Annotated in this window: 17 protein-coding genes; 7 read left to right on the forward strand and 10 right to left on the reverse strand. The window is 63.1% G+C overall.

What is annotated here, in order from left to right; all coding sequences use genetic code 11:
* Positions 1 to 26: 26 nt before the first annotated feature.
* Positions 27 to 677, reverse strand: a complete 651-nt coding sequence (locus tag AC2CQI_RS09930) for a GNAT family N-acetyltransferase (protein WP_484580035.1) — start codon at positions 675 to 677, stop codon at positions 27 to 29.
* Between the two features lie 385 nt (positions 678 to 1,062).
* On the opposite strand from AC2CQI_RS09930, the gene AC2CQI_RS09935 reads away from it, so the two are divergent.
* Entirely contained in the window at positions 1,063 to 1,281 is a 219-nt protein-coding gene (locus AC2CQI_RS09935; protein ID WP_484580036.1) for a hypothetical protein, read from the forward strand.
* Between the two features lie 1,013 nt (positions 1,282 to 2,294).
* On the opposite strand, the gene AC2CQI_RS09940 is transcribed toward AC2CQI_RS09935, so the two are convergent.
* A complete protein-coding gene (locus AC2CQI_RS09940; RefSeq protein WP_484580037.1) occupies positions 2,295 to 2,711 on the reverse strand; it encodes a hypothetical protein in 417 nt (138 codons plus the stop codon).
* Entirely contained in the window at positions 2,689 to 4,134 is a 1,446-nt protein-coding gene (locus tag AC2CQI_RS09945) for a PAAR domain-containing protein (RefSeq protein ID WP_484580038.1), read from the reverse strand. Before AC2CQI_RS09945 ends, AC2CQI_RS09940 begins: the two co-directional genes overlap by 23 nt.
* A gap of 737 nt (positions 4,135 to 4,871) precedes the next feature.
* Between AC2CQI_RS09945 and xthA the strand changes: the two genes are divergently transcribed.
* The 3 genes from xthA (at position 4,872) to AC2CQI_RS09960 (ending at position 8,307) form a co-directional block, all read left to right on the forward strand.
* The gene (gene xthA, locus AC2CQI_RS09950; RefSeq protein ID WP_484580039.1) at positions 4,872 to 5,684 is read left to right on the forward strand and encodes an exodeoxyribonuclease III; all 813 of its coding nucleotides are present in this window, start codon (positions 4,872 to 4,874) and stop codon (positions 5,682 to 5,684) included.
* A gap of 186 nt (positions 5,685 to 5,870) precedes the next feature.
* The gene (locus tag AC2CQI_RS09955) at positions 5,871 to 7,160 is read left to right on the forward strand and encodes a substrate-binding domain-containing protein (protein ID WP_484580040.1); all 1,290 of its coding nucleotides are present in this window, start codon (positions 5,871 to 5,873) and stop codon (positions 7,158 to 7,160) included.
* 151 nt (positions 7,161 to 7,311) lie between these two features.
* On the forward strand, positions 7,312 to 8,307 hold the full coding sequence (locus tag AC2CQI_RS09960) for a TerC family protein (RefSeq protein ID WP_075803253.1): 996 nt from the start codon (positions 7,312 to 7,314) through the stop codon (positions 8,305 to 8,307).
* 124 nt (positions 8,308 to 8,431) lie between these two features.
* On the opposite strand, the gene AC2CQI_RS09965 is transcribed toward AC2CQI_RS09960, so the two are convergent.
* Positions 8,432 to 9,661, reverse strand: coding sequence for an acyl-CoA dehydrogenase (locus AC2CQI_RS09965; protein WP_484580041.1), 1,230 nt, complete (start codon positions 9,659 to 9,661; stop codon positions 8,432 to 8,434).
* Positions 9,662 to 9,799: 138 nt separating this feature from the next.
* Here AC2CQI_RS09965 and AC2CQI_RS09970 point away from each other — a divergent pair, with 138 nt between their 5' ends.
* Positions 9,800 to 10,726 (forward strand): LysR family transcriptional regulator, encoded by a 927-nt coding sequence (locus AC2CQI_RS09970; RefSeq protein WP_075803255.1) that lies wholly within the window; start codon positions 9,800 to 9,802, stop codon positions 10,724 to 10,726.
* A 194-nt stretch (positions 10,727 to 10,920) separates the two neighbouring features.
* Here AC2CQI_RS09970 and AC2CQI_RS09975 read toward each other — a convergent pair whose 3' ends face one another.
* Both AC2CQI_RS09975 and AC2CQI_RS09980 read right to left on the reverse strand, forming a co-directional pair.
* Positions 10,921 to 11,577 (reverse strand): CoA transferase subunit B, encoded by a 657-nt coding sequence (locus AC2CQI_RS09975; RefSeq protein ID WP_075803256.1) that lies wholly within the window; start codon positions 11,575 to 11,577, stop codon positions 10,921 to 10,923.
* 32 nt (positions 11,578 to 11,609) lie between these two features.
* Entirely contained in the window at positions 11,610 to 12,308 is a 699-nt protein-coding gene (locus AC2CQI_RS09980) for a CoA transferase subunit A (protein WP_075803306.1), read from the reverse strand.
* A 120-nt stretch (positions 12,309 to 12,428) separates the two neighbouring features.
* On the opposite strand from AC2CQI_RS09980, the gene AC2CQI_RS09985 reads away from it, so the two are divergent.
* Positions 12,429 to 13,337, forward strand: a complete 909-nt coding sequence (locus AC2CQI_RS09985) for a LysR family transcriptional regulator (protein ID WP_484580042.1) — start codon at positions 12,429 to 12,431, stop codon at positions 13,335 to 13,337.
* 121 nt (positions 13,338 to 13,458) lie between these two features.
* On the forward strand, positions 13,459 to 14,280 hold the full coding sequence (locus AC2CQI_RS09990; protein WP_484580043.1) for an aldo/keto reductase: 822 nt from the start codon (positions 13,459 to 13,461) through the stop codon (positions 14,278 to 14,280).
* Positions 14,281 to 14,283: 3 nt separating this feature from the next.
* On the opposite strand, the gene AC2CQI_RS09995 is transcribed toward AC2CQI_RS09990, so the two are convergent.
* Genes AC2CQI_RS09995 through lexA form a run of 4 tightly spaced genes read right to left on the reverse strand, consistent with a single transcriptional unit; the run spans position 14,284 to position 20,020 of the window.
* Complete coding sequence (locus AC2CQI_RS09995) at positions 14,284 to 17,382, reverse strand: error-prone DNA polymerase (RefSeq protein ID WP_484580044.1); 3,099 nt, start codon at positions 17,380 to 17,382, stop codon at positions 14,284 to 14,286.
* Positions 17,358 to 18,776, reverse strand: coding sequence for a Y-family DNA polymerase (locus AC2CQI_RS10000; protein WP_484580045.1), 1,419 nt, complete (start codon positions 18,774 to 18,776; stop codon positions 17,358 to 17,360). Before AC2CQI_RS10000 ends, AC2CQI_RS09995 begins: the two co-directional genes overlap by 25 nt.
* A 6-nt stretch (positions 18,777 to 18,782) precedes the next feature.
* On the reverse strand, positions 18,783 to 19,403 hold the full coding sequence (gene imuA / locus AC2CQI_RS10005) for a translesion DNA synthesis-associated protein ImuA (RefSeq protein WP_075803262.1): 621 nt from the start codon (positions 19,401 to 19,403) through the stop codon (positions 18,783 to 18,785).
* Entirely contained in the window at positions 19,403 to 20,020 is a 618-nt protein-coding gene (gene lexA, locus AC2CQI_RS10010) for a transcriptional repressor LexA (RefSeq protein ID WP_075803263.1), read from the reverse strand. Before lexA ends, imuA begins: the two co-directional genes overlap by 1 nt.
* Positions 20,021 to 20,085: the final 65 nt, after the last annotated feature.

Raw genomic sequence — 20,085 nt, forward strand, 5'->3', positions numbered from 1 at the left:
GACTTGCATGTCGAAAGCCGTCTGGATCAAGCCTGTGCCCGTTCGATCGCATGGGGTGCGGGGTGGAAGAACACATGTTCGCGGATCGGCCCCACCGCCACTTCGCCGATTTCCAGATAGCCCTGGCGCCGATAGAACTCCAGGTAATGCTCGTTGCCGGTGTCCAGGACCACGCCGCGGGATGCCTCGTCTTCGGCGCACCAATCCTGCACGGCTGCGAGCAATTGCTCGCCGTAGTGCTGGCCCTGGAACTGCGGATGGATGCCCAGCAGCGGCAGGATATGCACGGCGTCACCGGGCAGGCAGGCGAGGAAAGCGGCGCGGTATTCGAGGTAGCGGCGGGTGCAGCGGACGCCGGCGGACAGCATCATGCGCAGGCGCCAGGCCCAGCTTTCGGTTACGCCGAGGCGGCGCACCGGCGGGGAGATCAGGGCCACGCCGATCAGGCGGTCGTCCACCAGCAGGCCGATGGCAGGCAGGTCCTGAAGGAAATGCTGGCGCACCCGCTCGCGGACCAGGGCGCGCACGCGTTGGTCGAAGCCGGGGCGTTCGGCTTCGAACAGGTAGCCGTAGGTGTGTTCGTGGCGGTAGGCATGGTAGAGCAGAGAACGCGCCTCTCGGCTGTAGCCGCCGTCGAGCAAACGCACTTCGGCCGGCGCGGGGGTCGATTGGGGCATGGTCGCGGATCTCCTTATGGCAGTTGGGCATGGCTCTTTGAGGGGTGGGCTGCGCCAACGTTCCTTCCTGATGGGAGGGAGTATAGACAGCGTGGACGGGGTGCTTGCGTTGTGCTGCGTGGGGGGATAGGTTCCGCATCTCATGGCGGTGGTACGCAGGACACCTTCGGGTGTGCCGGGCCCCTTTCGTCCCGGTCGGCCAACCTGCGTACCGCTGCCACCTCAACTCGCTTGGCCGCGAACGGTGGTGGTTTCAAAACGAAAGGAACTCATGCATGACCACCGCAAGTCTGTTCAGGATCCTCGTATCCGTTCTCCGCCGGCGCTTTTCGCCGAACCTCCCTTCGACCTGCTTCTCCCAAACGGAGAAAAGGCAGGTGCACCCATGACCCACAACGAACGCCTGGCTTCGATCCAGGAATATGTCTGGACACTCGAATTGCTCGCCGAGGCCTTGGTCGTCTTTGACGAGCACCTGGAGAATGGCGGGCAACCGCTGCTCAATATGCGTTGCTATGCCGGTATTCATCAGGCGGTCCGCACGCTCAGTCGTCAGGCTGGGGAGTTATGTGGGGCGTTGCTGGAGCCGGATTCGGGCGGTTGATAGCAGGAGCGTTGTTGTCACTGATGGCCCTATCGCTGGCAAGCCCCACAATGTGCGCGTCGGCCATGGATTTCGTGCCCGACCCAGAACCCTGTGGGAGCTGGCTTGCCAGCGATAGGGCCAGGCCTGATAACGTCACTTCCCCTGCAGGGCTCATCGCCGCATGGGCGTCTACATGTCCCGGGCGCTTTATTGAATAGGGTTCCTATCCGCGACTGAATAACGAACTACATAGAGAGTATCTGAGCAGTTCGTTATTCATGATTTCCATCAACGAAAGGCTAGCGGCGGGGCGGTCGGGGCTCGATCTCAAGGGTGCTGAAGCTCTACCGATTTATGCCTGATGGCCAAGCTTTATCGCGCGACACAAATCCGCCGATCGCTGTCATGGGTCAGCGCACCTTACATTGACTAGGCGCTACTCCTGATCTCCATCAACACGCACAAAACCGCGAAGAGAGCTGCGGACGCCCACATCAAAACACTATCGATCAGTAGGACGCGTTTTAAATCACGGGGAAAATCCCGGATATCCTCAGCAGAGACCTCGCCTCTTTTAATATGAAACCCCGAGAAAAACACGAACTGCGCCAAGATACCGAACAATAACGATCTATAGAATAAGCCTTGATTGAATCGCCTCTCCCAAAACCTGACATCTGGACTTCTTCCGAAGGCGTTTAGAACCCGATCAAGGTACTTTCTACTGATATAGAATCGTCCTAAAAGGCAGAGCCAAATGACTAACATACCTCCACCAAGAACATTCGCCTTAACCCCTAGTGGCCACGTATCCATATCAATCATAGAGATATCTGTCATATAGAATCCCCCACACCCTGACCTCTGGACTTCTCGAAAACACCTCCAACACTCGCCCGAGGTATTTCCTACTAATTTATATCTTTCCCAAAAGGCAAGGCGAGGCTGTCAAAAAATCGCCCCCTAGAACCGTAGCTGCCACCGTGATCGGCCAGGTGTCGATATCAGTCATAAAAGCTAAAAAGCCAACCTCAGGTGCTATGCCCCCTGAACTCCAAGAGCAAGTAAAGGATAATGAACCAGAGAAGGAGCACTCTAAAAGCCAAACCTTCTCTAAAAATCAACCGTCGCAGATGCGAAGGGAAATTATCAATATCATCCGGAGATAATCTTTTCTTACGAATCAGCATCCTCGAACAAGAAAGCGTCCCACCGATGAAGTCAATGACAAAGCTACGAGCAAAAAGCCCCTGAGGCTGAAGTAACATAATCGCAGACTTTATAAGCGGACTATTCGGAAAGGTCGACGATATATCCACCCAATACTTTTTGGCGATATACAACCTGAAACCGAGCAAGCAAAAGAAAAACGCCAACAGGCCAACAATGAGAAAAAGAACCATCTCTTTTGGCCAATTATTCAGATCAGTCATATAGATAAAAGTCATGGATGACCTCTCCTGCTCTTTCACCGCCCTTACCACCAAAGAAGGTTCCAAGCCAAGACGCGCCGCCCACGACAACCAGCGAACAGATGAGAATCCCCCTCGCGCTTGGGCTAGCACTTCGGCTGATACAAATTGCGGGGCTGGCCTTGACCCCCAACCCTGCCCCACCAATGCCTCCTACAGTCGCACCGGTGAACTTACCGCCCTCAGTCACCATCATTTTTTTGCAGGCTTCCTCAGTGCCGGTCATACAGACGTCCTTAATGGCCAGCGCCGAAGACACACCTCCAATTCCAATGGCAATAGCGCCACCAGCCTTCATGTATTTTTCCGCTTTGGCGATGGGTGTTACATAGTTGGAATATCCGGGGATAGGTCCTGGTCCCCCAGCCTTGTTCCAATGATGCACAAGACTTTTTGTCGAGATCCCCAAGGCCTTTTTCAATTTGGGATGGCCACCGAGTGAGGAAAAGTTGCGTAACCGATTTGACTTGAAAAAACTGGCATCCAGTTCATCCAGTAATTTTTGCCGCTTTTCGAAAAACTCAGGCACTCGCAAATGGCCATAGGTGCGGTAGGTCTCTTGGTGGAGTTTCTCGAAGTCCACCAGGATCCGGGTCAAATCTTTCATGTGTTTTTCAAGTACGGCTGTCGTAACACCAGCCCAAGTGGACACCTCTCCCAGCACCGAGGCAACCGCACCCTGATGCTTGACCATGAAATCAGCATCTTCCGGCGACAGGTCCTTCAGCGCCTCAGCCACCTCCTCCGCCGCCTCCATCAAATGCGCCTCTTGCTGCATGCACATGGAGTTGCGGGGATCGCTGAGCACTACCAACTGCCCGGCCTTGACGATGTCCTGACCAAGACTGCCGTTCAGCGCGTTGAACTTGCGCATCACCTCGTGAGAAGGGAAGCCCCCGAACAATTCGGCTTCCAGTGAGCGGCGACCAATGGATTTCGGAACGATGTAGAAGCCGGGCTCGGCCAGTTCGTTGTCTTCAGTTGGTGTCGAAGGACGAGCGGCAGCCACTGGCGGAGCAGCCCGCGTGGCAGCAGCAGGTTGAGAATAGGGTTGTGGCTGAGCCGGGCTTGCGCTCGCTGCCACCCCAGCAGCCGGCTCTGCTACCCGCGTAGGCATTCCATCCTTCGCTATGAGTCGATTGCTGCCTGCTGGGCAACCACACTGAATACGCGCCCCGTCTACTGCTGTAGGCTGCCCCATCCATTTGAAGGCATCCAGGCCTTCAGCGATGGTGCCGACTTCACCACATCGAGGACATCGCGTGGTCTTGTCGCCCAGCCGCAGGACACCGCGTCCATCCTGCGCCATGTTGGGCAAGCTGCTGAAGCAGACCGCGCCCGTAGTAGTCTGGTCACCATGGAGACCTTGACCCAGGCCGAAGAGTATTGAGCGGGCCATGATTCAAACGTCCTTCTCGAAGCAGGACAGCTCCTGGGTGACGGACAACACAGGCGAAACTTCATTGGTAAAACGTGAGGTGCTGATATCCATGGCATTGCTCCTTGCTTGTGAGCACCGGCCTTGTCTTCGAGATGAAAGAACAGCGGTGCGTGTCGGTTGGGAGGCTGCAACCGTGAAGGTTCGGAGAGACTGGATAAATCAGACGTTTCTGACGGATTTGTAGGACTTTTTTGAAGTTACTTGGAAAGGCTGCCATGCAGACCCGGCAGCCTCTCGTTCAGCGCTCAACTCAGGAGGTGGACTTCCGACCCGCTTTCATCAACGACTCCACCAACGCCTGGCAGATCTCCAGCGAATGCTGGGTGGCGACTGTGTGCAGGTTGGTCAACCGGGGAACTTAGGAAAACCCGGCGCGCACGAGGGCGCCCCGCACACAGCCGCCATAACGAACGGAACGGCAGCCGCGCTTCATAAGTTACCAAGCAGGTGACCAAACCTGATCGCCAAGTAGCCGCGACCGGCGAAGACTAGGCAGCCATTTTCAGGAGTGCAATGCCAAACGAAGCGCGGAAGCATGATTGGGAAATTGCCTACAGAAAAGGCGGATATCCGGGGAATTTCGTCGCTATATACGACATCACAGCAGACCCGGACTTCACGGCAAGCACCCAACCGACTGGCCCCTGCCGCCCGACTCGGCTAGCATCCAGCCTTTTCCCCAGGATCGCCCTTCCATGAAGATCGTCTCGTTCAACATCAACGGCCTGCGCGCCCGGCCCCATCAGTTGGCGGCGTTGATCGACAAGCACCAGCCGGATGTGATCGGCCTGCAGGAAACCAAGGTCTCCGACGATCAGTTCCCGCTCGCTGACGTCCAGGCCCTCGGTTACCACGTGCATTACCACGGCCAGAAAGGCCATTACGGCGTCGCCCTGCTGTCGCGCCAGGCGCCGCTGAGCCTGGTCAAAGGGTTCTCCACCGATGAAGAGGACGCCCAGCGCCGCTTTATCTGGGGCACTTTCGCCGATGACCAGGGCAACCCGGTGACCATCATGAACGGCTACTTCCCCCAAGGCGAAAGCCGCGACCACCCCACCAAGTTCCCGGCCAAGCAGCGCTTCTACGCTGACCTGCAGAATCTGCTGGAAAACGAGTTCAAGAACGACCAGCCGCTGATCGTGATGGGCGATGTGAACATCTCCCCGGAGGACAGCGATATCGGCATCGGCCCGGACAACGCCAAGCGCTGGCTGAAAACCGGCAAGTGCAGCTTCCTGCCGGAAGAGCGCGAGTGGATGGCGAAGCTGAAAGGCTGGGGCCTGACCGACAGCTTCCGCCACCTGCACCCGGAAGTGGTCGATCAGTTCAGCTGGTTCGACTATCGCAGCCGGGGCTTCGAGGATGAGCCGAAGCGTGGGCTGCGGATCGATCTGATCATGGCGTCCAATGCGCTGCTGCCGCGGGTCAAGGCTGCCGGGGTGGACTATGAACTGCGCGGGATGGAGAAGCCGTCCGACCATGCGCCGATCTGGCTTGAATTGAGCTGATAACACAAACCCTGTGGGAGCTGGCTTGCCAGCGATGAGGCCCGACCTGACACCCTTGTTGTCAGTGCCGGCCAAATCGCTGGCAAGCCAGCTCCCACAGGGGCCTGCGTCGTGGCCGTCATCTTTATTTCATCTTTCTGTCTTAATCTGCCGCCACCTTCGTCCATTCGAGAGTGCCCTTCGGCAATGATCCGCGCCTGCGCCCTGCTCCTCGCCCTGCTCGCCCCCCTGGTGGTTGCCGATACCCTGCGCATCCAGGGGTCCAATACCATCGGCGCAGCCCTGGCTCCGGCATTGGTGCGCGGGCTGCTGGAGAGCAAGGGCATCAGCGATATCCGCAGTGAGCCCGGCACCCAGGCCAATGAGGTGCGCATCAGCGGCGGCACCATCCAGGTGGACATCGCCGCCCACGGCAGCAGCACCGGTTTCGCCGCGCTCAAGGCCGGCAGCGCCGACCTGGCTGCCGCTTCACGCCCGATCAAGGACAGCGAGCAAACTGAACTCCAGGCCCTGGGCAACCTGACCAGCGCCGAAGCCGAGCAAGTCATCGGCCTCGACGGCGTCGCCGTGCTGGTCCACCCGGACAACCCCCTGCCGCAACTGACCATCGAGCAACTGGCGAAGATCTTTTCCGGACAGATCAGCACCTGGGAAGAACTCGGCGTCGGCGGCGGCCCCATCAGCCTGTACGCCCGCGACGACCGCTCAGGCACCTGGGAAACCTTCAAGAGCCTGGTACTCGACCCGCAACACCGCGCCCTGGCCAACACCACCCAGCGTTTCGAGTCCGGCGAAGAACTCACCCAGGCCGTACGCAACGATCGCCATGCCATCGGCTTCAGCAGCCTGACCACGGTCCACGGCGCACGGGTGCTGGCCATCGCCGACGGTGCTTCGCGGCCCATGCTGCCAAGCCCGGAACAGATCGCCAGCGAGGACTATCCCCTCTCCCGCCGTCTGTACTTCTACCTGCCGCCCGCCCAGTCCAATCCCCTCGCCCGCGCCCTGCTCGACTTCACCCAGAGCCCGAAGGGCCAGGCCATCGTCGCCAGCAGCGGTTTCATCGACCAGCGCGTGCGCACCATCAGCGAACCGCCGCAGGCGGACATGCCGCCGAGCTACCGTAACCTGTCCAGCGAAGCCCGTCGCCTGTCGGTCAACTTCCGCTTCCAGGAAGGCAGCGCGACCCTCGACAACAAGGCCCTGCGCGATATCCAGCGCCTGGTCGAGTACCTCAGGCAGAACCGCAAGCTCGACGACAAGGTGGTGCTGGTGGGCTTCGGCGATGCCAAGGACGACGCCCGCCGCGCCGACCTGCTCTCGCGTCTGCGGGCCATGGCGGTACGCCGCGAGCTGGTGCGCGAAGGCGTGACCCTGCGCGACGTGATCGGCCTCGGTGCCGAACTGCCGGTGGCGGCCAACACCGATACCCAGGGCCGGATCCGCAATCGCCGTGTCGAAGCCTGGGTCTACTGAAGGAAATTTCGCCAGCTCTTGTAAGACCTTGTAACGCTCTCGCCCTGACCCGTGCCAATCCCCGGCTAGTCTGAAAGGTGTGACGCCGGGCCCCTCTGACGGTCATTCGACCGCCATGTCGGAGTCACTTCCACGACATTGGGAGGGGCTCATGACAGCTCTGCATGATTTCATCAATGCCGAATTCCTCGGCACCAGCAGCCTGCTCTGGCTGGCATTCGTCGTTATCGTCATCGCCCTGCTGGTCTTCGACCTCGGGGTGTTGCACCGTGACCAGCGCGAAATCGAGATGCGCGAAAGCCTCTTGCTCTACGCCGGGTATTTCAGCGTCGGCCTGATGTTCGGCGGCTGGATCTGGTACGAGCTGGGGGCGCAGAGCGCGCTGGAGTTCTACACCGGGTTGCTGGTGGAACAGTCGCTGTCGATGGACAACGTCTTCGTCATGGCGATGATCTTCGGCTTCTTCGGCATCCCCCGGCGCTACCAGCACCGCGTGCTGTTCTGGGGGATCCTCGGGGTGGTGGTGCTGCGGGCGATCATGATCGGCGTGGGCAGCGCGCTGGTGAAGGAATTCGAGTGGATCCTCTATGTGTTCGGCGCCTTCCTGCTCATCACCGGGGTGAAGATGCTGTTCAGCCGCGAGGACGCGCACCCGGACCTGGCCAACAATCCGCTGATCAGGTTCATCAAGAAGCATGTGCGGGTCACCGACCGCCTGCATGACGCGCACTTCTTCGTGCGCCTGACGCCACCGGGCGGGTCGAAGGCAATCCTGTACGCGACGCCGCTGTTCCTGGCGCTGGTGCTGATCGAACTCGCCGACCTGGTGTTCGCGGTGGACAGCGTGCCGGCGATCTTCTCGATCACCCAGGATCCGTTCATCGTCTATACGTCGAACATCTTTGCGATTCTTGGATTGCGGGCGCTGTACTTCGCGCTGGCGGCGTTGATGCACCGGTTCGTGTACCTGAAGTACGCGCTGGCGCTGGTGCTGATCTTCATTGGCGGGAAGATCTTCCTGCACGGCTTCATCGGCAAGATCCCGGCGCTGGTGTCGCTGGGGGTGACCTTCGGGTTGCTGGCGGGTGGGGTGGTGTTGTCGCTGTTCAAGACCCGGGATGAGAAAACGCCCCAGAAAGAAGGCTGATCGCTGAACCTGTGGGAGCTGGCTTGTCGGACCGCCGAACCGCAGCGATTGCTATGGTGAATTCACTACAGCTATCGCTGGCAAGCCAGCTCCCACAGGGGACAGTGCAGGCCTTCAAAATGGATCAGTGGCCGCTGCGCAGCATCTCCTTCGGCACATACTTGCCGATCTCGTACTTGCCGATCGCCGCCCGGTGCACCTCATCCGGGCCATCGGCCAGGCGCAAGGTGCGCTGCATCGCATACATGTAGGCCAGCGGGAAGTCTCCGGACACCCCGGCGCCACCATGGATCTGGATCGCCCGGTCGATCACCTTCAAGGCCACGTTCGGCGCCACCACCTTGATCTGCGCAATCTCGCTGCGGGCCACCTTGTTGCCCACGGTGTCCATCATGAACGCCGCCTTCAAGGTCAGCAGGCGAGCCATGTCGATCTCCATCCGCGAGTCGGCGATCTTGTCGATGTTGCCACCCAGCCGCGCCAGCGGACGACCGAAGGCCGTGCGCTCCACCGAACGCTTGCACATCAGTTCCAGCGCGCGCTCGGCCATGCCGATCGAACGCATGCAGTGGTGAATCCGCCCCGGGCCAAGGCGCCCCTGGGCGATCTCGAAACCACGACCCTCGCCCAGCAGCACGTTCTCGTAGGGCACCCGCACGTTCTCGAACAGCACTTCGGCATGCCCGTGCGGCGCGTCGTCATAGCCGAACACCGGCAGCGGGCGGACGATCTTCACACCCGGGGCATCGGTGGGCACGAGGATCATCGAATGCTGCTGGTGCCGCGGATTGTCCGGGTTGCTCAGGCCCATGAAGATCATCACCTTGCAACGCGGGTCGCAGGCGCCGGAAGTCCACCATTTGCGCCCGTTGATCACCCACTCATCCCCCTGGCGCTCGGCGCGGGCGGCCATGTTGGTGGCGTCCGACGACGCTACGTCGGGCTCGGTCATGGCGAAGGCGGAACGGATGTCACCGCGCAACAGCGGTTCCAGCCATTGGCGCTTCTGCTCCTCGCTGCCGTAACGCACCAGCACTTCCATATTGCCGGTGTCCGGCGCCGAGCAGTTGAACGGTTCCGGCCCGAGCAGCGAGCGGCCCATGATCTCGGCCAGCGGCGCGTATTCCAGGTTGGTCAGGCCGGCGCCCAGTTCCGACTCGGGCAGGAACAGGTTCCACAGGCCCTCGGCCTTCGCCTTGTTCTTCAGTTCTTCCATGATCGCCGTCGGCTGCCAGCGATCACCCTCGGCGACCTGTTGCTCGAACACCGCCTCGGCGGGATAGACATAGGTGTCCATGAACGCCGTGACGCGTTCGCGCAGGGCCTGGACCTTGGGTGTGTAGGCGAAATCCATGAGCAGTACCTTCTTCGTGAAAGGGATCTGGAAAGGATGCTAGATCACCGATCAAAATCCACCTAGTCTATTTTCGGCGTGTATAAACATTCATAACCGATATATGATCGGCCGATAACACCAACAAGAGCGGTGCCCATGAACCTGAACAAGGTCGACCTGAATCTGTTCATCGTTTTCGATGCGATCTACACCGAAGCCAACCTGACCCGCGCCGGGCAGATCGTCGGCATCACCCAGCCGGCGGTGTCCAACGCCCTGGCGCGGTTGCGCGAGACCTTCAACGATCCGCTGTTCGTGCGCACCGCCCAGGGCATGGTGCCGACGCCCATGGCGCAGAACATCATCGGCCCGGTGCGCAACGCCCTGTCGCTGCTGCGGGTGTCGGTGCAGGAAAGCCGCATCTTCAACCCGCTGCAGGCCAACAAGACCTTCCGCATCAGCATGACCGACCTCACCGAGGCGGTGATCCTGCCGCCGCTGTTCCAGCGCCTGCGCCGCCTGGCCCCGGCGGTGGTGATCGAGAGTTTCCTGTGCAAGCGCCGTGAAACCACCAAGGAACTGGCCGCCGGGCGCCTGGACTTCGCCGTGGATGCGCCGCTCAACACCGACCCGCAGGTACGCCACGTCAAGCTGATGCAGGACCAGTACGTCTGCGCCCTGCGCCAGGGGCATCCGATGGCGAAAGACAAGATCAGCCTCGACGAGTACATGGGCATGACCCATATCCATATCTCCAGCCGCCGTAATGGCCTGGGTTATGTGGACCTGGCGCTGGGCAAGATGGGGCTGCAGCGGCGCATTGCCCTGCGCTCGCAGCATTACCTGATGGCGTCCCAGGTGCTGCAGCAGACCGATATGGTGATGACCGTGCCGGAGCGCTTTGCCCGGCGCCACCAACTGAACTACGTGCGTTTGCCGGTGAACGATGTGCCGCCGCTGGAAACCCATCTGTACTGGCATGAAAGCACCGACCAGGACCCGGCCAACCGCTGGATGCGCGAGCAGATGATCGAGTTGTGCCAGGCGGTGGTGGCGCAGGATGAGCGGGAGGCGAAGCAGTAGCAGGCGGGAGCCGGTCTGCGGCAGGGAGTGCGTGGTTCCCTGCCCCGGACCGGCTTGTTGCTCAAGGTGTTCTCGAGGGCCCTATCGCTGGCAAGCCAGCTCCCACAGGGTCAGCGTAGTAAGCGGGCCCACCGTTTGACTCCAGGCCCAGGGGGGACTGGCTTGCCAGCGATAGGGTCCTCGAGAACAGAAGATCAGAAGGTCATTTCCTTCACATCGTCAGCCACGATCAGCTTGCCCGCGGTCTTCTCGATGATTTCCTCGACACTCACCCCCGGCGCCGTCTCCTTGAGGATGAACGCGCCGTTCTCGATCTCCAGGTAAGCCAGGTCGGTGAGCACCTTGCGGATACAGCCGGCGCCGGTCAGCGGCAGGCTGCAGCGCGGCAGCAGCTTGGATTCGCCGTCCTTGGAAGCGTGGGTCATGGTGACGATGATGTTCTCGGCACCGGCCACCAGGTCCATCGCTCCGCCCATGCCCTTGACCAGCTTGCCGGGGATCATCCAGGAGGCGATGTTGCCCTCCACGTCCACTTCGAAAGCGCCGAGCACGGTGAGGTCGACATGCCCGCCGCGGATCATCGCGAAGGACTCGGCCGAGTTGAAGATCGACGCGCCACGGCGGGCGGTCACGGTCTGCTTGCCGGCGTTGATCATGTCGGCGTCGAGCTGGCTTTCGGTGGGGAATTCGCCCATGCCGAGCAGGCCGTTTTCCGATTGCAGCATCACGTCCATATCCGCCGGGACGTAGTTGGCCACCAGGGTCGGGATGCCGATGCCGAGGTTGACGTAGTAACCGTCCTTGAGTTCGCGGGCGACGCGCTGGGCCATTTGTTCGCGGGTAAGTGCCATGGTCAGGATCTCTTTGTTGTTCTGGGGACGGGTCAGGCTTTGACGGTGCGCTTTTCGATGCGCTTCTCGAAGGTGCCGACGATGACCCGGTCGACATAGATGCCCGGGGTATGAATCTCGGTCGGCAGCAGGACGCCTGGCTCGACGATTTCCTCGACCTCGACCACGGTGATCCTGCCGGCGGTGGCAGCCAGCGGGTTGAAGTTCTGGGCGGTGTTGCGGTACACCACGTTGCCGTAGTGGTCGGCTTTCCAGCCCTTGACGATGGCGAAGTCGCCGGTGATGGCTTCTTCGAGGATGTAGTGGCGGCCGTTGAACTGGCGCACTTCCTTGCCCTCGGCGACCGGGGTGCCGTAGCCGGTGGCGGTGTAGAAGGCCGGGATCCCGGCGCCGCCGGCGCGCATCTTCTCGGCCAGGGTGCCTTGCGGGGTCAGTTCCACTTCCAGTTCGCCGCTGAGCAACTGGCGTTCGAATTCGGCGTTTTCGCCAACATAGGAGGCGATCATCTTGCGGATCTGGCGGTCTTCCAGCAGCACGCCGAGGCCGAAGCCGTCGACGCCGCAGTTGTTGGAGACCACGGTCAGGCCGGTGACGCCGCGGCGCTTGATTTCGGCGATGAGGTTCTCGGGGATGCCGCACAGGCCGAAGCCGCCGGCCAGTACCGTCATGTCGTCGGTCAAGCCTTCGAGGGCCTGTTCATAGGTTGCTACGCGCTTGTCCAGTCCGGCCATGTGATCCGCCTTGTTGTCGTTGTTGGGGCTTGCTTTGGGCTTGAACGGATCTTCCTCCTTGGGCACTGATTTGTTAATTTTGTTTTTCTCATTGATTGATTTGGAATTCAAAACAATCCCATGAACCTCAAGCAACTACGGGCGTTCGTCGCCGTCGCCACCTACCAGAGCTTCGCCCAGGCGGGTGAGCATCTGCATCTTTCGCAACCGGCCCTGAGCCTGACCATCAAGGGCCTCGAAGAACAATTGGGTGGCGCCCTGCTCAGCCGCACCACCCGCAGCGTCAGCCTGACCCCGGAGGGCGAGGTGCTGCTGCCCCTGGCCCGGCGCCTGCTGGCGGACTGGGACAACACCGAGGAACTGCTGCGCCAGCACTTCACCCTGCAACTGGGGCGGGTATCGGTGGCGGCCATGCCGGCCTTTGCCGGCAACCTGCTGCCGCCGGTGCTCAAGCTGTTTCGCCAGCGCTACCCGCGGGTGAACGTCACGGTGCATGACGTGATCAATGAACAGGTGCTGGAGCTGGTCAGGAACCGCCGGGTCGAGTTGGGGATCGGTTTCGAGCCGGAGGCCAGCGAGCCGTTGCTGTTCCGGCCGTTGTACCTGGACCGTTTCGTTGCCGTGGTGCCGAAGGATTCGCCGTTGGCCGGGCAGGCGCAGGTGAGCTGGACGGAGCTGCTGCGCGAGGACTTCATCGCCCTGCAACGACCGTCGGCGGTGCGCTTGCTGCTGGAGCGGCATGTGGCGGCGGATCACGGTCGGCTGGCGGTGGCGTTCGAGAGTCACCAGTTGTCTACCATTGGCCGGATGGTGGCCAATGGGTTGGGCGTCAGTGCGGTGCCGGCGTTGTGCATCGGGCAGATGCGCGAACTGGGCGCGCAGTGCGTGGCGCTGGTGGAGCCGGTGGTGGAGCGGCGGATCGGGGTGATGATGCTGGCGGATCACAAGCTGTCGGCGGCGGCGCAGGCGGTTTTGGAGGTATTGGTGGCTGAGGTCACCGATCCTGGTTGTGATTTGTGGTGTGGCTGATGGCCTCATCGCTGGCAAGCCAGCTCCCACAGGTATCGCGTGCACCGCATAACCCTGTGGGAGCTGGCTTGCCAGCGATAGGGCCATCAGCCACAAAGAAAATTCAGGAGGAGTTTCACAGATGAGAACGACAACACTCGGCAACCACCAGGTCCCGGTCATCGGCCAGGGCACCTGGTACATGGGCGAGGACCCGGGCAAGCGGCGCAGCGAAGTCGCCGCCCTGCAACAAGGCATCGACCTCGGCCTGACCCTGGTCGATACCGCGGAGATGTACGCCGAAGGCGGCGCGGAAGAAGTGGTCGGCGCAGCGCTGGCCGGGCGCCGCGAGCAAGTCTACCTGGTCAGCAAGGTCTACCCGCACAACGCCAGCCACAAGGGCGCCATCGCCGCCTGCGAACGCAGCCTGCAACGCCTGGCCACCGATCAGATCGATCTCTACCTGCTGCACTGGCGCGGCCAGTACCCGCTGGAAGAAACCGTCGACGCCTTCGAGCGCCTGCGCGAGGCCGGCAAGATCGGGCGCTGGGGCGTGTCGAACTTCGATACCGACGATATGCGCGAACTGGACAACCCGGCCTGTGCCACCAACCAAGTGCTGTACAACCCGCAGCAGCGCGGCATCGAGTTCGACCTGCTGCCCTGGTGCCGCGAACAGCAGGTACCGGTCATGGCCTACTGTCCGCTGGCCCAGGCCGGACGCCTGTTGAACCATCCGGTGCTGGCGAACATTGCCGAACAGCACGGCGTGACGCCCGCCCAGGTCAGCCTGGCCTGGGTCACCCGCAATGACGGGGTGATCGCCATTCCCAAGGCCGTGGAACCGCGCCATGTCCAGCTCAATGCCGGGGCCGGCAAGCTGGTACTCAAGGCCGAGGACCTGCAGGCCATCGACCAGGCCTTCCCGGCCCCGACCCGCAAGCAACGCCTGGCGATGGTCTGAACCTCAGTGAAAGTCCCGACTGCGCACATCCAGCCCGCTCAATAGCGGGCTGAGATCTTCCATTCGCCGGGCAATCAGATGGCGCACACCCTCGGCGAATTCCAGCTTGCCGCGCACCTGCATCAGTTGCGAGCCCACCAGCACCCGGCGCTGGCGCTCGGCCAGATCGCGCCAGACCACCACGTTGAGCATGCCGAATTCGTCTTCAAGGGTGACGAAGGTCACGCCACTGGCGGTCTGCGGCCGCTGCCGCCCCACCACCAGCCCGGCAACGCTGATGCTGTCGCCGTGCTCGACATCGTCCAGCGCCCGCGAACTGCGGCAACCCATGGCGGTGAGGCGGCGGCGCAGCAGGCTCAGTGGATGCGGACCAAGGGTGGTGCCGATGCTGTTGTAGTCGGCGAACAGGTCCTCACCCACGCTTGGCGCAGGTAGCGCCACCGCGACTTCGGGCGTTGGCTCGACGGCAGCGAACAACGGTAGTTGCGCCTGCACCGCCGCCACTTCCCAGCGCGCCTGGTAACGGTGCCCGGCCAGTGCGGCAAGGGCTCCGGCATCGGCCAGCAGGTCGCGGGCGCGGCCGTCGAGTCCGGCGCGCAGGCACAGGTCGCCGACATCTCGGAATGCCTGCATCTCTCGCACCCTGGTCAGGCGCACGGCATCGTCTTCGCGAAACCCGCGAATCTGCCGCAGCCCGATACGCAGCGCCAACGCGCCACCCTCCCCCGGCTCCAGGCTGCAATCCCAATGGCTGTGATGGACATCCAGCGGACGGATCTCGATGCGGTGCCGGCGGGCGTCCTGGAGAATCTGGTCCGGACTGTAGAAACCCATGGGCCAGCTGTTGATCAGGGCGCAGGCGAAGATCGCCGGCTCATGGCACTTGAGCCAGCAACTGGCGTAGGTCAACAGGGCGAAGCTGGCGGCGTGGGATTCGGGGAAGCCGTAGCTGCCAAAGCCCTTGATCTGCTCGAAGATGCGCTCGGCGAATTCCAGGTCGTAGCCGTTGCGCAACATGCCCTCGGTGAGGCGGATGCGGTGCGGCTCCAGCCCGCCATGACGCTTCCAGGCGGCCATGGAACGACGCAGTTCGTCCGCTTCGCCGGGGGTGAAGTCGGCGGCGACGATGGCCAGGGACATGACCTGCTCCTGGAACAGCGGTACGCCAAGGGTCCGCTCGAAGACCGCCCTGAGCTTCTCCGAGGGGTAGACCACCTCTTCTTCATCGTTGCGCCGGCGCAGGTAGGGATGAACCATATCCCCCTGGATCGGCCCCGGCCGCACGATCGCCACCTGGATCACCAGGTCGTAGAACGTCTGCGGCCTGAGCCTCGGCAACATGGCCATCTGCGCCCGCGATTCGATCTGGAACACGCCGATGGTGTCGGCGCGGCTGATCATGTCGTAGGTGGGGCGGTCGTCCGCCGGAATTGCGGCAATGCTCAGGCGCTTGCCGCGATGCACTTCGTAGAGATCAAAACAGCGACGCAAGGCGCTGAGCATGCCCAAGGCCAGTACATCGACCTTGAGCAGGCCCATCATGTCGAGGTCGTCCTTGTCCCACTGGATTACCGTGCGCTCTTGCATGGCGGCGTTTTCCACCGGCACCAGGGTATCCAGCGGCTGCTCGCTGATAACGAAGCCGCCGGGGTGCTGGGACAGGTGCCGGGGGAAGCCCATCAGCTCGCCGGTCAGGGTCAGGACCCGGTGCAGCAACGGACTGTCCGGGTCGAAGCCGGCTTCCACCAGGCGTTCGGGCGACGGCACCCGGTCGCTCCAGCGCCCGCAGCAGTCGGACAAGGCACCCAACTGGTCCGGCGGCAGGCCGAGCACCCGGCCGATATCCCGTACCGCGCCGGAGGCATGGTAGCTGCTGACTACAGCCGTCAGCGCCGCACGATGGCGGCCATAGCGCCTGAACACGTATTGCAGGACTTCCTCGCGACGGTCGTGCTCGAAGTCCACGTCGATATCCGGCGGCTCGTTGCGCTCGCGGGACAGGAAGCGTTCGAACAACAGGCTGGTGTGGCTCGGGTCCAGTTCGGTGATGCCGAGGACGAAACACACCACCGAGTTGGCTGCAGAACCACGGCCCTGGCAGAGGATGCCCTGCTCACGGGCGAAATTGACGATGTCGTAGACGGTAAGGAAATAGGACTCGTACTGCAGGTCGGTGATCAGTTCGAGTTCGTGCTCCAGCGCCTCGCGATTCTTGTCGCTGATGCCCGCCGGCCAGCGCGTGGGAATTCTCCGCTCGCAGAGGTCACGCAGCCAGGCACCGGCGGTGTAGCCCTGGGGCACGATTTCGTGGGGGTACTGGTAGTTGATGTCGCGCTTGAGGTCGAAATGACAACGCTGGGCGATCCGTGTGGTTTCTTCCAGCAACGCCGCAGGATACAGCGCGGCCAGTTGCTCCACCGGACGCAGATGGCGCTCGCCATTGGCGAACAGGCGATGCCCGGCCTCGGCGACGGTGGTGTGATGGCGGATCGCAGTCATGCAGTCCTGCAAGGCCCGCCGCCCGCGGCTGTGCATATGCACGTCGCCGCAGGCCAATGGGCGGATGTCCAGGTCGCGGGCCAGGGCCAGCAGGTCTTGCAGGCGCTGGCGGTCGTCATGACCGTGGTGAAGATGGACTGCCAGCCACAGACGCTCGCCGAAAATCCCGCGCAGCCAGCGGCCCGGGGCCGGATCGTCCGTGGTGTCCGGAACCCACAGCGCCAGCAGGCCGTCCATGGGTGGCTCGAAGTCCTCGCGCAGCACCCGGTAACTGCCCTTTTCCGTACGCCGCCGGGCCTGGGTGATCAACCCGCACAGGCGCTGGTAGCCCTTGAGGTTTTCCACCAGCAGCACCAGCTTCGGCCCGTCTTCCACGCGCATCTCGCTGCCGACGATCAGCGGCAGCCCGACCTTGCCCGCTGCATCCCAGGCCCGGACGATCCCGGCCAGGGTGCATTCGTCGGTGATCGCCAGGGCCTGGTAGCCCTGCTGTTTCGCCCGCCCGAACAGCTCCAGAGCGCTGGACGCCCCGCGCTGGAAACTGAAGTTCGACAGGCAATGCAGCTCGGCATAGCCGCTCATGCGAACCAGCCCTGCAGCCACAACGGGCTGTCGCGGCTTTCACCCAACTGACGATACGCCCAGCCGCGCTGGCCGGCGGCGGTTTCCACCAGGTAGTAGTCGCGGCGCACATCGCCGCCGTCCCACCAGCCGGACTCGATGCGCTCCGGCCCGGCCAGCAGGCGCAGGCCGTTCAGCGGCAGGCAGCGCGGTGCTTCCAGCAACCAGCCGGGCCGCGGCGCCGGACAGGAACCGGAAACCGTCGGCAGATCGGCACTGCGCCAGGCACATTCCGGACGGTGATCGGCCACCACGCCCACCGCACGCACCGCCTCATCGCCCAGCCGTGCGCGCAGGCGTTCGCGCAATTGCTCCCAGCCCTGTTGCTGCTGGGCCCGGGCCGAGAACAGTTCGCTGGCCAGGGGCACGAAGGCCGGCAGTTCCTCGGCAGTCAGGCGCAGGTTGCGCACTGGGGCGCGCAGGGTCAGTTGTTCGAGACGGCCGCGAGCCAGTTCCAGCAGACGTCCGGCATCACGCTCGGCCGCCAGCAGGCCGACCTGCAACAGGGTGTCGGCGCCCTCGGCATGCTCCATGAACAGGTTGAAGCGCTGCACCCCGGCATCGCGGCCGGCGAGAAAGGCGGCCAGGTCCTCGATCATCCGCCGCAACGGGAACAGCAGTGCCTGGTTGGATTCCACATCGAAATTGAGTTCCAGACGGGATTCGAAACGGTCCGGCGGCAGGTAGCAGTCCAGCGCAATGGCACGCAGGCCGAGCAGGCGGTCCAGATGCAATTGCACCTGGGCGGCAAAACGCCGGGCCAGGGTTTCCCGGGGCAGTGCCAGCACCTGGTCGAGGTGGCGCAGGCCCATGCGAGTAAAGGCGGTGGCGGCTTCCGCTGGCAGGCCGAGGCGGTCGATGGGCATGGCGGCCAGGGCGGCGCGGGTGCTGTCGGCATCCTCGGTGGCCAGCCCGTCATGGGCGTTGGCCAGCATTCGCGCCGCCACGGGATTACTGGCCAGGACGATGCGATGACTGAAGCCCAGGGCCTTCAACTCCTCACGCAAACGCGCCTCGAATCGGGGCCAGGGCCCGAACAGACCGAGACTGGACTCCACCTCCAGCAACAGGGCGCGGGGGTAATGCAGGCTGACCTGGGAACTGAAGCGATAGGCCCAGGCGGCGAGCAGTTGCTGTTGTTGCTCGATGGCGTCGGCGTCGTGTTCGGCCGTGGCGAATCCTTGGGCCAGGGCCTGGGCGCTGGTCAGGCTCTGCCCGGCACGCAGACCAAGGGCGCGGGCGGCAGGATTGACCGCCTGCAAAACCCGGCGATTGCTCGGACCGCTAAGCAGCACCAGCGGCTGATCGGCGTTGTCACGACCGCGCAGGACGCTGTCGAGCGCCAGTTGCGGTAACAGGATGCAGGCCCAGAGCATGGCGTCTCACCCCACGCGCCCGCTGGCGGCGATCGGCCGGCTCGGCGCCAGGCCGCCCCGGCATTTGAGCACCCGCCATTGCGCTGGCCGGGTGTCGATGGCGATGCGCAGGGCAGCGGGTGAAGGGTTCAAGGCGGCGCTCTGCCCACGACAGGCGAAGGCCAGGGCCTGCCCGGTTTCCGCCGCCACCTGCAAGCGCCGCAGCGCGCGGTCGTCGGCACGCTGCGGCCAGCACAGCACGGCGGCGCAACTGCCGGAACGCAAGCATTGCTCGGCAGCCCACAGGCTTTCCTTGCTGTCGGCCTCGATCACCGACAGCCAGCGCAGGTCCACGCCCGCCGCCTGCCAGGCCGGCGGATAGGGAATGAACGGCGGCGCCACCAGCACCACCCGCTCACCGCCGGCAGTCAGGCGGGCCAGGCTGGGCCAGAGCAGTTGCAGTTCACCTGCGCCCTCCTCCGCCAGCAACAGTTCACTGAGCGCGGCCGCCGGCCAGCCGCCGCCGGGCAACAACGCATCCAGTGCAGCGTGCCCGGTGGGTTGCAGGCCATGGTCCTCGACCACAGGCCGGCCTTTCCACACCCGTCGGCTGTCGAGCAGCCCGTCGAGGCTGAGCACGGCGCCCATCAGTCACGCCTCACCAGGCCGCAGAACACGCCTTCGATGACGAAGTCGCGGTCCGGGCCGACGACGATCGGCGCGTAGGCCGGGTTGCGTGGCAGCAGGCGGTAATGGCCGTTGCCCCGTTCGAAGCGCTTGATGGTCACCTCGCCATCGAGGCGGGCGACGACGATCTGCCCGTCGCGGGGATCGGACTGCTGGCGGATGCCCACCAGGTCGCCGTCGAGGATGCCGTCGTCGATCATCGAGTCGCCACGGACCTTGAGCAGGTAGTCCGGGCTGCGGCTGAACAGGTGGGCGTCGAGCATCAGTTGCTCGTGGATATCCACGTCCGGGCCGATCGGCCGGCCTGCGGCCACCTGGCCGAGCACCGGGATCTCCAGCACTTCGGGGCGGCGCAGGACCCCGGCCAGGCGAATGCTGCGCGCCTGGTTCGGGGTGATTTCGATGAAGCCGGCCTCACAGAGGGCCTGGACATGCTTGCGCGCCACGCTGCGCGAGGCGAAGCCGAAGGCCTGGGCGATATCGGCAAGGCTCGGCGGCCGGCCTTCTCCGGTGATGCGATCACGGATGAAGGTGAGGATGGCGCTGCGTTTGGGAGAGAGTCTGGTCATGGGGTACATTTGTACTCTTTTCGTACTCCGCTGACCAGCCCCGTCGATCGGCGGGTATGATGGCCACTCATTGT

It is taken from the genome of Pseudomonas sp. P2S-1 (assembly GCF_057197725.1).

Bases quoted from the DNA above. Each gene is read 5' to 3' on its own strand.
- AC2CQI_RS09930 (WP_484580035.1), bottom strand. From the start codon at position 677: ATGCCCCAATCGACCCCCGCGCCGGCCGAAGTGCGTTTGCTCGACGGC.
- AC2CQI_RS09935 (WP_484580036.1), top strand. From the start codon at position 1,063: ATGACCCACAACGAACGCCTGGCTTCGATCCAGGAATATGTCTGGACA.
- AC2CQI_RS09940 (WP_484580037.1), bottom strand. From the start codon at position 2,711: ATGACTTTTATCTATATGACTGATCTGAATAATTGGCCAAAAGAGATG.
- AC2CQI_RS09945 (WP_484580038.1), bottom strand. From the start codon at position 4,134: ATGGCCCGCTCAATACTCTTCGGCCTGGGTCAAGGTCTCCATGGTGAC.
- xthA (WP_484580039.1), top strand. From the start codon at position 4,872: ATGAAGATCGTCTCGTTCAACATCAACGGCCTGCGCGCCCGGCCCCAT.
- AC2CQI_RS09955 (WP_484580040.1), top strand. From the start codon at position 5,871: ATGATCCGCGCCTGCGCCCTGCTCCTCGCCCTGCTCGCCCCCCTGGTG.
- AC2CQI_RS09960 (WP_075803253.1), top strand. From the start codon at position 7,312: ATGACAGCTCTGCATGATTTCATCAATGCCGAATTCCTCGGCACCAGC.
- AC2CQI_RS09965 (WP_484580041.1), bottom strand. From the start codon at position 9,661: ATGGATTTCGCCTACACACCCAAGGTCCAGGCCCTGCGCGAACGCGTC.
- AC2CQI_RS09970 (WP_075803255.1), top strand. From the start codon at position 9,800: ATGAACCTGAACAAGGTCGACCTGAATCTGTTCATCGTTTTCGATGCG.
- AC2CQI_RS09975 (WP_075803256.1), bottom strand. From the start codon at position 11,577: ATGGCACTTACCCGCGAACAAATGGCCCAGCGCGTCGCCCGCGAACTC.
- AC2CQI_RS09980 (WP_075803306.1), bottom strand. From the start codon at position 12,308: ATGGCCGGACTGGACAAGCGCGTAGCAACCTATGAACAGGCCCTCGAA.
- AC2CQI_RS09985 (WP_484580042.1), top strand. From the start codon at position 12,429: ATGAACCTCAAGCAACTACGGGCGTTCGTCGCCGTCGCCACCTACCAG.
- AC2CQI_RS09990 (WP_484580043.1), top strand. From the start codon at position 13,459: ATGAGAACGACAACACTCGGCAACCACCAGGTCCCGGTCATCGGCCAG.
- AC2CQI_RS10000 (WP_484580045.1), bottom strand. From the start codon at position 18,776: ATGCTCTGGGCCTGCATCCTGTTACCGCAACTGGCGCTCGACAGCGTC.
- imuA (WP_075803262.1), bottom strand. From the start codon at position 19,403: ATGGGCGCCGTGCTCAGCCTCGACGGGCTGCTCGACAGCCGACGGGTG.
- lexA (WP_075803263.1), bottom strand. From the start codon at position 20,020: ATGTACCCCATGACCAGACTCTCTCCCAAACGCAGCGCCATCCTCACC.